The following is a 12,156-nucleotide window of genomic DNA, read 5'->3' on the forward strand; positions in this document are numbered from 1 at the left end:
TCTGAACCTGCGGGATCGCCGGCGCTGCGGCAGGCTTACTACCAACGAGTAGGAAGCCTGCCGTTCGTCCTTTCCGGAGGTAGCCGTGGACGTTCCCGAAGTGCCCGCGAAGGTGGATCCGGACGCACTGACCGCCGTCCTCGACGGTCGCTGGGCCGAGCTGCGCCGCGGGGTGCGGGCGCAGATGGCCGAAGCGGAGTTCCGGGACCCGGTGGACCTCGGCATCGAGGCGCACCGGGCCCAGGTGCTCGACCAGCTGCGTGCGCTCGCCGCCACGGACCGGCCCGGCCTGGGCTTCGACCCGGCGTACGGCGGCGGTGGCGACGTCGGCGGCTCGGTGACGTCGTTCGAGATGCTCGGCTACGGCGACCTGTCGCTGATGGTGAAGGCCGGCGTGCAGTGGGGCCTGTTCGGCGGCGCCGTCCAGTTGCTCGGCACCGAGCGCCACCACGAGCGGTACCTGCGCGCGATCATCGATCTCGACGTCCTGGGCTGCTTCGCGATGACCGAGCACGGCCACGGCTCCGACGTCCAGCACCTGCGCACCACGGCGACCTTCGCCGACGGCGGCTTCGTCATCCACACGCCGGACGCCATGGCCCGCAAGGAATACATCGGCAACGCGGCCCGCGACGGCCGGCTGGCGGTGGTCTTCGCGCAGCTGATCACCGGCGGCGAATCGCGGGGCGTGCACGCGTTCCTGGTGCCGATCCGCGACGACGACGGCAACCCGGTGCCTGGTGTGTCCATTGAGGACTGCGGACCGAAGGCGGGCCTCAACGGTGTCGACAACGGACGGCTGGCTTTCGACAACGTCCGCGTTCCGCGCGAAGCCCTGCTGAACCGCTTCGGCGACGTCGCCGAAGACGGGACGTACTCGAGCCCGATCGAGAGCGACAGCCGCCGCTTCTTCACGATGCTGGGCACGCTGATCCGCGGCCGGGTGAGCGTCGGCGGCAGCGCGGGGAGCGCGACCAAGCGCGCGCTGGCCCTGGCCATCCGCTACGGCGAGCACCGGCACCAGTTCATGAAGCCGGACGGCGACGAGGTCGTCATCCTCGACTACCTCGGGCACCAGCGGAAGCTGCTGCCGGCGCTGGCGAAGACGTACGCGCTGCACTTCGCCCAGGAAGAGCTGGTTTCGAAGCTGCACGACATCGACTCGTCGGCGCCGGAGGAGGAGCAGCGCGAGCTGGAGTCGCGCGCCGCCGGGCTGAAGGCACTCAACACGTGGCACGCGACGGCGACGATCCAGGCCGCGCGCGAGGCGTGCGGCGGGGCGGGCTACCTTGCGGAGAACGTGCTGCCCGGGCTGAAGGCCGACACCGACGTCTTCACGACGTTCGAAGGCGACAACACGGTGCTGCTGCAGCTGGTCGCGAAGGGCCTGCTGACCAGCTACAAACAGGATTTCGAGGACCTTTCGCCGTTGGCGACGGCCCGGTTCTTCACCGACCAGGTGGTCAGCACGATCCTGGAGCGGACCTCGGTGCGCAAGGCGCTCGAGTCGCTCACCGTGGGCTCCGACGCCGAAGTCTTCTTCCGCCGCGAGTGGCAGCTGCGGCTGTTCGAGGACCGCGAGGACCACGTCGTCGAAGGCGTGGCGAAGCGCCTGCGCAAGGCGGCGTCCGACCCGTTCGGCGTGTTCAACGCGGCGCAGGACCACGTGCTGCGCGCGGGTCGCGTCCACGTCGAGCGCCTGGTGCTGGAGGCCTTCGCGGCGGCCGTGGAGCGCTGCTCGGATCCCGAGGCGCGAGCGCTGCTGGAGCGGGTCTGCGATCTGTACGCGTTGTCGGCGATCGAAGAGGACCTGGCGTGGTTCCTGGGCCACGGCCGCCTGAGCGCGTCGCGCGCGAAGGCCGTCACGTCGGCGGTGAACCGGCTGTGCGCGGAGCTGCGTCCGCACGCCCGCACGCTGGTGGACGCGTTCGCGATCCCGGAGCAGTTCCTCGCCGCGCCGATGCTCACGTCCTGATCGGCCGTTTTGCGGGGTTTTTCCTGGTGGGGCGGGGGAAAGCGGCGCGCGCACGTCGTTTAGCGTTGCGCTTCTTCTTCCCGCTCTCCCCGAAGGAACCCCCATGGGCGCACGCCGCGAAAGACGCTTGCTCGAAACCGCCGCACCGATGATGCAACCGGGCGAAACGCCCGAAGTGATCGCCATGGCCAAGGTCGGCTCACTGCGGAAGGTGCTGGGCCGGCACGTCGCGCTCGCCGCCGCGACCGCGGTGCTGAGCGGTGGCACGATGTTCTCGATCACCACCCAGCGCGAGCTCTACCTGCTGCTCACCGATCGGCAACTGCTGTTCTTCGAGGCCGACGCGTACACCGGCGGCCCGGGCAAGGCGCTGTTCGGCGTGCCGCGGACGCACGTCGCGATCACCGAGCCCAAGCGGGGCATTCTGGTGAAGTTCGAGCTGTACATCCACGGCTCGGACCAGGCGATGACGTTGTCGATGCCCCCGTTCCCGCCGTCGTTGCGGAAGAAAGGGCTGGAGCTGACCGGGCGGCTGGCGCGCGTCCAACCTGCGGTGTCGTGACCCAGACGGGTGGCCGGTATCGGGGACCGGCCACCCGTCCGGGAGCCTGTGGGGCGATCAGGACCGGCGGTGCTTCCGGTCCTCGTCGGTGACCTCGAACTGCTCCTTGCGGACCTTGCCGGAGACGGTCTGCTCGTCGCTGACCGTCTCCTTCCGCAGCCGCGCCCGCTCGACCGGCACGGTCTCCTTGCGCACCACGGGTTTCTCGGCGTGCAGCACCATCTCCTGCTCGGCCTCGCCGATCTCCGCCGGCCCGCGGCCGCCGGTGATCGGCTCCCGCTCGACGCGCACCTCTTCGTGCCGCACCGGCACGGTGACCTGCTGCTCTTCGGTGACGACGTACTTGCGCAGCCGCACGTGCCCGGTTTCGACCTGCTCGGTCCCGACGTTCAGCCGTTCCTCGGCGCGCGTCATGGCGCGGTCGTCGCTCTTCCCGCGCCCGCCCATGGCGGCCTGACCGCGGTCCTTGCCCCGGTCCATCCGCCCGTCCGGTGACATGCGCGGCACCGGCAGGCCGTAGTGCTGGTAGAGCTGCGTGCTTTCCTCGGGTGAAAGGTGCCCGTCGGCGTCGATGCGGGGCGCGTCGGAGACGCTGTCCTTGTCCACCTGGACGTGGACGCCGTCCCTGTCCGTGTGCGCGCCCGAGAGCGGGACGAAGCTTTCCTTGGTGCCGAACAGGCCGGTCTTGACGGTGATCCACTCGGGCTGGTGCGTCGCGTCGGCGAGGTAGACGTTGCCGACCTTCCCGAGCTTGTTGCCGGCCGGGTCGACCACGGCGCTGTCGATGAGTTCCTCGGGCTGCAGGGTCCTGGCCATCGCGTCCTGCTCCTTCCTCGCGTCGATTCGTTGCCGAGGCCCACCGTCGGCCGCGCCGGCGAGCACGGCAACCGTCGTGGTGTTCCCGTGGGTGACCCCTGAACGTGATCGTTTGAAGCACCACCAGCGGGCCACGCGGGGTCTCGGTCGCAGGTGGAGCGCGGTGTCGCCGGCGTGACCGGCCACCGCGGCGGGGCGCGAAGGTGTGGACCCGGATTCATCGTGACGGGCGTCACCGGCGGGGTTGTCACAACGCTGCCGCCCGGGTCGTCAAGGGGGTGAAGCAGACGATGGAAGGGAACGGCCATGGAAGCCCGGATCAACATGTTCGAGAACGAGATCACCGGCAAGTTCGTCAAGCGCCTGATCGCGGCGTCCCACCCGGTCGAGGAGTCGTCGCTGCCGAAGGCGACCCAGGAGCTGGTGAAGATCCGCGCGAGCCAGATCAACGGCTGCGGCATGTGCCTCGACATGCACACGAAGGACGCGGCGGCGGCCGGCGAGACGGCGGTCCGCCTGGCGCTGGTGGCGGCGTGGCGCGAAGCGGTGGTGTTCACCGAGGCGGAGCGCGCGGCCTTGGCGCTGACGGAGGAGGGCACCCGCCTCGCGGACTCGCACACCGGCGTCAGCGACGAGACGTGGGCCGCGGTCCGCAAGCACTACGACGACGAGCAGATCGGCGCCCTGATCGCGCTGGTGGCGACGATCAACGCGTGGAACCGGCTGAACGTGATCGCCCGCAACCCGGCGGGCGAGTACCAGCCGGGGATGTTCGGCTGACCGGACGGTCCACCTGCCGTGCGGCGTCGGTCCACCTTGGATGGTGACGACCGCACGACAGGTGGAACCCGTCGCCGGCCGGCCGGACGAGCGAGCACCGCTCAGGCGTACATGGCCAGCCAGATCGCGATGTAGTGGGACACGGCCGCCAGCACCGTGCACGCGTGGAAGAACTCGTGGTACCCGAAGGTCTCAGGCCAGTGATTCGGCCACTTCACGGCGTAGAACACCGCACCCAGCGTGTAGAACAGCCCGCCCACGCACAGCAGCACCAGCGCTCCGGCGCCGGCGTGCGTCGCCAGCTCCGGGAACACGAACACCGCGACCCAGCCCAGCGCGATGTAGATCGGCACCCCGAGCCACCGCGGTGCGTGCGGCCACAGCATCTTCAGCGCCACGCCCGCGATCGCGCCGCCCCAGACGATCGACAGGATCACGTAGCCCGTCGGCTTCGACATCGCCAGGAGGGTGAACGGGGTGTACGTGCCCGCGATGAACAGGAAGATCATCGAGTGGTCCGCGCGCTTCATCCACTTGTACGCGCGGGGGCTCCAGAACTTGCGGTGGTACAGCGCGCTCACGCCGAACAGGCCGAGCACCGTCAGGCCGTACACCGACGTCGCCAAGGTGGCGATCGGGGACACTGTGGACGCCGCCAGGCTGATCAGCGTGGCCGCTGCCGCCAGGGCGCCGAAGAACGTCCAGAAGTGGATGTGCCCGCGCAGCCGGGGGCGGAGATCCACTACGGGCTCAGGTGGTTCCGTCTTCAGGCTCACACATCCAGGTTACGGCAGCGTAGGTTCTCCGGCAGTGCTCGAGTCACACGCCTCACACCGGGTGCGTAGGCTGACTCGACGTGAGTGTTCGCTCCTTCTTGTCCGACGTCGTGTACAGCGCCTACGGCAGGCGCCTCATCCAGCAGGCCGCCGGCCGGCATCCGCGGCACATCGCCATCATGCTCGACGGGAACCGCCGGTGGGCCCGGGAAGCGGGCTTTACGGACGTTTCGGACGGTCACCGGGCCGGGGCGAAGAAGATCGCGGACTTCCTGAGCTGGTGCCAGGAGGCCGACGTCGAGGTCGTCACCATGTGGCTGCTGTCCACCGACAACCTCAACCGGGACCCGGACGAGCTCACGCCGCTGCTGAAGATCATCACCGACGTCACCGACGAGCTCGCCGCGCCCGGGACGCCGTGGCGGTTGCGGATCGTCGGTGCGCTCGATCTGCTGCCCGCCGACGTCGCGAAGCGGCTCAGTGAAGCCGCCGCCCGGACCGAAGGGCGGACCGGGATGGAGGTCAACGTCGCGGTCGGCTACGGCGGGCGGCAGGAAATCGCCGACGCCGTGCGGAAGCTGCTGCGCCAGCACGCCGACGAGGGAACGTCCATTCACGAGCTGGCGAAGATCCTCGACGTCGACCACATCTCCGAACACCTCTACACGTCGGGCCAGCCCGACCCGGACCTCATCATCCGCACCTCGGGCGAGCAACGGCTTTCCGGCTTCCTGCTGTGGCAGTCCGCGCACTCGGAGTTCTGGTTCACCGAGGCGTACTGGCCCGCCTTCCGTCGTGTCGACTTCCTGCGCGCCATCCGCGACTACGCCTGGCGGCACCGCCGGTTCGGCTCCTGAAGCACCCGGAAAGCCGCTGGTCACGGGCCCTGGAGCGCACCCAGAGTTGATTTCGGACGACCGACGGTGAGATGACGATCTGGCGAATCACCGTGTTGGCTCCCTGCGCGATCCCGCATTCGTGGGTACCTTCCGAGGTGAGGGCGCGCGTTCCGTGCGGGCCCTCGCGGGAGGCCCTGGTCGTGGCGGTGATCGAGGGGGCGGCGCAGCCGCCCACGAGACGCTCGAGGGGGCCGGCACCCGGCCCTCGTGGCCGCGCCACCTGACTCCGGTCAGGAGGAGTGGTCCAGCCAGGGAGGTGCCCGGCCCAGCGAGTGCGGGCGTGCGGTGCACACGCCCTCGAGGGAGATGCCGTCGTGACTGCGCAGCGTTTGCCCCGTAAGGCCTCTGGCCACTCTTCGACCGGTGCCGTTCCTGGCCCGGAGAAAGCGCCCGAATCCCCGCAGCACATGTACGTGCTCGACACGTCGGTCCTCCTTTCGGACCCGTGGGCCGTCACTCGGTTCGCCGAGCACGCCGTCGTGCTTCCGCTGGTTGTCATCAGTGAACTGGAGGCGAAGCGCCACCACCCGGAGCTGGGCTGGTTCGCCCGGGAATCCCTGCGCATGCTCGACGACCTGCGCCGGCAGTACGGCAGGCTTGACGCGCCGCTCCCGATCGGGGACCACGGCGGCACGCTGCAGGTGGAGCTGAACCACTCGGACCCGTCGGTGCTCCCGTCCGGGTTCCGGACCGACTCCAACGACCACCGCATCCTCGCCTGCGCGCTGAACCTGGCGGCGGAGAACGCGGCGGTCACGCTGGTGACGAAGGACATCCCGCTGCGGGTCAAGGCCGGGGCCGTCGGTCTCGAGGCAGACGAGTACCGCGCGCAGGAAGTGACGCCGTCCGGCTGGACGGGCATGGCGGACGTCGACGTCCAGCAGGAAGTCATCGACGCCCTGTTCGGCGGCAGCACCGTCGACCCGGTCGAGTGGGGCATGGACGAGCTCGCCGAGCTGCCCTGCCACACCGGGCTGCGGCTGCTCGCGGGCAGCTCCAGCGCGCTCGGGCGGGTCACGGCGGACAAGCGCATCCGGCTGGTCCGGGGCGACCGCGAGGCGTTTGGCCTGCACGGCCGCAGCGCCGAGCAACGCGTCGCGCTCGACCTGCTGCTCGACTCCGACGTCGGCATCGTGTCGCTGGGTGGCCGGGCCGGCACCGGCAAGTCGGCGCTCGCCCTCTGCGCGGGCCTCGAGGCGGTGATGGAACGCCGTCAGCACCGCAAGGTCGTGGTGTTCCGGCCGGTCTACGCGGTCGGCGGCCAGGACCTCGGCTACCTGCCCGGGTCCGAGAGCGAGAAGATGCAGCCGTGGGCCCAGGCGGTGTTCGACACCCTCGGCGCGCTGGTCAGCCAGGACGTCCTCGACGAGGTCTTCGACCGCGGCATGCTCGAGGTGCTCCCGCTGACCCACATCCGCGGCCGGTCGCTGCACGACACGTTCGTCATCGTCGACGAGGCCCAGTCGCTGGAGCGCAACGTGCTGCTCACGGTGCTTTCGCGGCTCGGCACGGCGTCGCGGGTGGTGCTCACGCACGACGTCGCCCAGCGTGACAACCTGCGCGTCGGACGGCACGACGGCGTCTCGGCGGTGATCGAGAAGCTGAAGGGTCACCCGCTGTTCGCGCACGTCACGCTGACGCGCTCGGAGCGCTCGCCGATCGCCGCCCTGGTCACCGAGATGCTGGAGGACCACGGCTGAGGACACTCCGGGGGCGGCGTCCGCGCCGCCCCCGGCAATCCTTTCCGCCGTTGCCGGACATCCGGTGAAAAACCCGCTCGGCGCTATCCGGCCGATCCAGGGCTGGGCATAGTGGGCCGGATGGGGCCGGAAAATCTCTCTCGTCGTGAGCTTCTCGTCCGAAGTGGCGCAGCCGCCGCCGCACTGACCGTGGCCGGGGCGGGAGCAGCCCAGGCCGAGCCGGACGCCGCGCCGGACACCGGACGCGACGGCGTGGTGCTGCGGCAGGGCACGAACATGTCCGCCGCGCTCTCGCCGGACGGCCGGTGGATCGCGCTCGACCTGGTCACCGGGATCTGGGTGCTGCCCGCCGGCGGTGGCCGCGCCCGGCGGCTCACCGACGACCTGCAGGACGCCACGCTCCCCACCTGGTCGCCGGACGGCCGCCGGATCGCGTTCCAGTCGTACCGCGACGGCAACTTCCACCTGTACGTCATCGATGCCGCCGGTAGTACGCCCCGCAAGCTCACCAGCGGGCGATTCGACCATCGGGAGCCTGTGTTCTCACCGGACGGCACCAAGATCGCCTTCAGCAGCGACCGGGACGGCAGCTACGGCATCCACCTGCTCGACGTCGCCTCCGGAGCGATCAGCACGGTGGTGTCCACCGCGGACGAAGAGGCGTCGCCGCGCTGGTCGGCCGACGGCACGAAGATCGTCTTCACCGTGAACGACACCGCCATCGACGTCGTCACCCTCGCCACCGGCGCCCGCACGCGCCTGATCACCGCGACCGGCACCGACAAGCTCTACGGCCCCGCGTTCGGTCCCGGCGGGCAGCCCAGCTACCTGCGGCTGCGGGGCGCCGAAGCGGACCTCATGCTCGGCGAGGAGCAGCTGACCCGGGGCGAGGACGTCTTCGGCTTCGCCGCGAACTGGTCCGGGTCCGCCGTGCTCTACACCGCCGACGGACGCATCCGGCGGCGCGAGCGGTCCGGCGCCGTCAAGGACATCCCGTTCGAAGCCGGCGTGTCCACGGCGCCGCGCGACTACCGGAGGCGCGTCCGCGACCTGGACTCGCCCGCGCCGCGGCCCGTCCGCGGCATCGCCGGCCCGGTGGTGTCCCGGGACGGCAAGCGAATCGCGTTCCGGGCCCTCAACGCGATCTACGTCGTCGCGGCCGGCGGTGGCCGCCCGCAGCGGCTGATCGGCGACGGCTACTTCGCCTCCGACCCGGACTTCCACCCGGACGGGACGAAGCTGCTCTACACGAGCGACCGGCTCGGCACCGCCGACCTGTGGGTGCGGGACCTCGGCACCGGCCGGGACACCGTCCTGACCCAGCTGGCGGGCGCCCAGGTCGCGCCGCGGTGGTCGCCGGACGGCGGCCGGGTGGCCTACGCCGACCAGGACGGCGCCACGTGGATCCACGACGTCGCGACGGCCCGGGCCCAGCAGGTGACGCCGCCGCTGTTCATGCCGGGCCGGCCCACCTGGTCGCCCGACGGGTCGGTGCTCGCGCTGGCCGCGGTCAAGCCGTACTCGAAGCGCTACCGCGAGGGCACGAGCCAGATCCTCACGGTCGACCTGAAGACCCACGAACTCCGCTACGCCGAGCCGATGCCGTTCCGCTCGCTCGCCACCCGCGGCGACGACGGTCCACTGTGGTCACCCGACGGCCGGTTCCTGGCGTTCACGGTGGAAAGCGTCGCCTGGATCGCCCCGGTCGACGGCGCCGGAAAGCTCGTCGGCGAGCCGCGGCAGGTCACCCACGACGTCACCGATTCCCTGGCCTGGCAGGGGAACGACACGCTCGTGTACCTGTCGAAGGGACAGCTCAAGGCGCAGCGGATCACCGGCGGCGCGCCGCGCACGATCCGGCTCGACTTCACGTGGGCCCGGCCGCGCCCGCCGCGCCCGACCGTCATCCACGTCGGCGCGGCGTGGGACGGCGTCGCCCGCACGCTGCGGCGGGACGTCGACATCGTCGTCGACGGCGGCCGGATCGCCGATGTCCGGCCGCACCGGGACGCGCCGGGGACCGTCGACGCGCACGACCTGACCGCCATGCCCGGGCTCGTCGACATCCACAACCACTGGCACCTGCGCGGCAGGCAGTGGGGTGACCGGCAGGGCAGGCTGTGGCTGTCCTACGGCATCACCACGACCCGCTCGCCCGGCGACCCGGTGTACCAGATGCTGGAGACGCGCGAGGCCCTGGAATCCGGGAACCGCGTCGGGCCGAGGTACTTCGGCACCGGGGAGGCCATCGACGGCTCCCGGATCTACTACAACTTCATGCGGCCGACGCTTTCGCCCGGGCAGCTGGACCTCGAGCTGTCCCGCGCGGTCGAGCTGGAGTACGACATGATCAAGACGTACGTCCGGTTGCCCGTCGCCTACCAGCAGGCCGTGGTCCGGGCCGCGCACCGGGCGGGCATCCCGCTGTCGTCGCACTACCTGTACCCGGCGGCGAACATCGGCATGGACGCGATGGAGCACACCGGCGCCACCAACCGGCTCGGGTACTCGCACACCGTCAGCCGGATCGGCCGGGCGTACCAGGACGCGATCGCCTTGTTCGTCCGCTCGGGGATGTCGATCACGCCGACGTTGTTCACGTCGCGGGCGTTGTACGCCGACGACAAGTCGCTGGTGACCGACGAGCGCACCGAGGTCCTGTTCCCACCGTGGGAGTACCAGCAGCTCAAGGCCACGGCCGACACCGCGGGCAACCCGGAGAACGCCTACCTCCGCCAGGTCCTCGCCGGGAACGTCGACATGGTGCTGCGGATCCACCGGGCGGGCGGGTTCGTGGTCACCGGCACGGACTCCCCGCTGGACAACGTGGCCGTCTCCACCCACCAGAACCTGCGGGCCATGGTCGCGTTCGGGTTCACCCCGTACGAGGCGCTCACCACCGCCACCCGCAACCCGGCGCGGTGGCTGGGCCTGGAGGACCGGATCGGGGTGCTCAAGCGAGGTGCGTACGCCGATCTGTCGCTCGTCAGCGGCAACCCGTTGCAGGACATCAAGGCGGCCGCGAACGTCCGCACCGTCATGGTCGGCGGGGTGCTGCGCACGGTCGGCGAGCTGCTGGCGCCCTTCCGGGACCAGCCGGCGCACCGGGCGGCCACCGAGGTGGCGCCCGCTGCCCGATCGGCGGAGAAGCAGCACTGGTGGCACGTCCCGGAGTGGTCGGAACACGTGTGCTGCGCGGGCTGATTACCAGCCCGCGGGGAGGGGACGGCCTTCGGCGAAGCCGGCCGCCGACTGGACGCCCAGGAGCGCGCGCTCGTGGAACTCCTCGAGGGTCCGCGCGCCCGCGTACGTGCAGGAAGAGCGCACACCGGAGCCGATCGAGTCCAGCAGGTCCTCGACACCGGGCCGCTGCGGGTCGAGGGCCATCCGCGACGACGAGATGCCCTCCTCGAACAGCGCCTTGCGCGCGCGGTCGAACGAGTTGTCCGTGCGCGTCCGCGCGCCGACGGCCCGCTTCGACGCCATGCCGAACGACTCCTTGTAGGGACGGCCCTGCTCGTCGAACCGCAGGTCGCCGGGGGATTCGTAGGTGCCGGCGAACCACGAGCCGACCATCGCCGCGGACGCGCCGGCGGCCAGCGCCAGCGCGACGTCACGCGGGTGGCGGACCCCGCCGTCGGCCCAGACGTGCTTGCCCAGCTCGCGGGCGGCGGCCGCGCACTCGGCCACCGCGGAGAACTGCGGACGGCCCACGCCGGTCATCATCCGGGTGGTGCACATCGCGCCCGGCCCGACGCCGACCTTGACGACGTCCGCGCCGGCCTGGATCAGGTCCCGCGTGCCCTCGGCCGTGACCACGTTGCCGGCGACCACCGGGACCCGCGGCGACACCGACCGGACGGCCTTCAGCGCGGCGATCATCTTCTCCTGGTGCCCGTGCGCGGTGTCGACGACCAGCACGTCGACGCCCGCCTCCAGCACCGCGGCCGCCTTCGCCGCGACATCGCCGTTGACCCCGACCGCCGCGGCGACGCGCAGCCTGCCCGCGTCGTCGACGGCGGGGGTGTAGATCTCCGCGCGCAGCGCGCCGACGGCGGTCAGGACGCCCGCGAGCCGGCCCTCGGCGTCGAGGCCGAGCGCCAGCTGGGCGCCGTGGCTGTTCAGCAGTTCGAACACCTCACGCGCCGGCGTGGCCAGCGGAACCGCGACGACCGGCGGCTGCGCGACGTCGGCGAGACGCGCGAAGCGGTCGACGCCCGCGCAGGCGGCTTCGTCGACGATGCCGACCGGGCGGCCTTCGCCGTCCACGACGACAACGGCGCCGTGCGCGCGCTTGTGGACCAGGTTGAGGGCGTCGGCGACCGCGTCACCGCCGGTCAGCACCAGCGGCGTGTCCCAGACCGGGTGGCGGCTCTTGACCCACCCGACGATCTCGGCGACGGCGGGGCTGTCCACATCTTGGGGCAGGACGACCAGGCCGCCGCGGCGGGCGACGGTCTCGGCCATCCGGCGGCCGGCGACCGCGGTCATGTTCGCGACGACGATCGGGATGGTCGCGCCGGTGCCGTCCGCGGTGGAGAGGTCGACGTCGAAGCGGGACTCCACGTCCGAGCGGTTCGGCAGGAGGAACACGTCGTCGTAGGTCAGGTCGTGGGCGGGCCGGTGGCCGTCGAGGAAACGCACGAGT

9 protein-coding genes are annotated in these 12,156 nt (G+C 71.2%); 6 read left to right on the top strand and 3 right to left on the bottom strand.

Annotation, left to right across the window (positions count from 1 at the left end; translation table 11 throughout):
* The first annotated feature begins 85 nt into the window (after window positions 1-85).
* On the top strand, window positions 86-1,975 hold the full coding sequence (locus DV20_RS29750) for an acyl-CoA dehydrogenase family protein (protein ID WP_043786179.1): 1,890 nt from the start codon (window positions 86-88) through the stop codon (window positions 1,973-1,975).
* A 103-nt stretch (window positions 1,976-2,078) separates the two neighbouring features.
* Window positions 2,079-2,537, top strand: coding sequence for a hypothetical protein (locus DV20_RS43230; protein WP_152603777.1), 459 nt, complete (start codon window positions 2,079-2,081; stop codon window positions 2,535-2,537).
* A gap of 57 nt (window positions 2,538-2,594) precedes the next feature.
* On the opposite strand, the gene DV20_RS29760 is transcribed toward DV20_RS43230, so the two are convergent.
* Window positions 2,595-3,353, bottom strand: coding sequence for a DUF2382 domain-containing protein (locus DV20_RS29760; RefSeq protein ID WP_043786180.1), 759 nt, complete (start codon window positions 3,351-3,353; stop codon window positions 2,595-2,597).
* Window positions 3,354-3,659: 306 nt separating this feature from the next.
* Here DV20_RS29760 and DV20_RS29765 point away from each other — a divergent pair, with 306 nt between their 5' ends.
* Entirely contained in the window at window positions 3,660-4,133 is a 474-nt protein-coding gene (locus DV20_RS29765) for a carboxymuconolactone decarboxylase family protein (protein WP_043786181.1), read from the top strand.
* Between the two features lie 101 nt (window positions 4,134-4,234).
* On the opposite strand, the gene trhA is transcribed toward DV20_RS29765, so the two are convergent.
* The gene (gene trhA, locus DV20_RS29770) at window positions 4,235-4,876 is read right to left on the bottom strand and encodes a PAQR family membrane homeostasis protein TrhA (RefSeq protein WP_043786182.1); all 642 of its coding nucleotides are present in this window, start codon (window positions 4,874-4,876) and stop codon (window positions 4,235-4,237) included.
* Between the two features lie 113 nt (window positions 4,877-4,989).
* Between trhA and DV20_RS29775 the strand changes: the two genes are divergently transcribed.
* The 3 genes from DV20_RS29775 (at window position 4,990) to DV20_RS29785 (ending at window position 10,712) form a co-directional block, all read left to right on the top strand.
* Window positions 4,990-5,766 (top strand): isoprenyl transferase, encoded by a 777-nt coding sequence (locus tag DV20_RS29775; protein ID WP_043786183.1) that lies wholly within the window; start codon window positions 4,990-4,992, stop codon window positions 5,764-5,766.
* A 449-nt stretch (window positions 5,767-6,215) separates the two neighbouring features.
* Window positions 6,216-7,508, top strand: a complete 1,293-nt coding sequence (locus tag DV20_RS29780) for a PhoH family protein (protein ID WP_084093737.1) — start codon at window positions 6,216-6,218, stop codon at window positions 7,506-7,508.
* A 120-nt stretch (window positions 7,509-7,628) separates the two neighbouring features.
* A complete protein-coding gene (locus tag DV20_RS29785; protein WP_051736190.1) occupies window positions 7,629-10,712 on the top strand; it encodes an amidohydrolase family protein in 3,084 nt (1,027 codons plus the stop codon).
* On the opposite strand, the gene guaB1 is transcribed toward DV20_RS29785, so the two are convergent.
* Complete coding sequence (gene guaB1, locus DV20_RS29790; RefSeq protein ID WP_043786186.1) at window positions 10,713-12,152, bottom strand: GMP reductase; 1,440 nt, start codon at window positions 12,150-12,152, stop codon at window positions 10,713-10,715.
* Between the last annotated feature and the right edge of the window lie 4 nt (window positions 12,153-12,156).

The organism is Amycolatopsis rifamycinica, assembly GCF_000695625.1.
GTDB classification, from domain to species: Bacteria; Actinomycetota; Actinomycetes; order Mycobacteriales; family Pseudonocardiaceae; genus Amycolatopsis; species Amycolatopsis rifamycinica.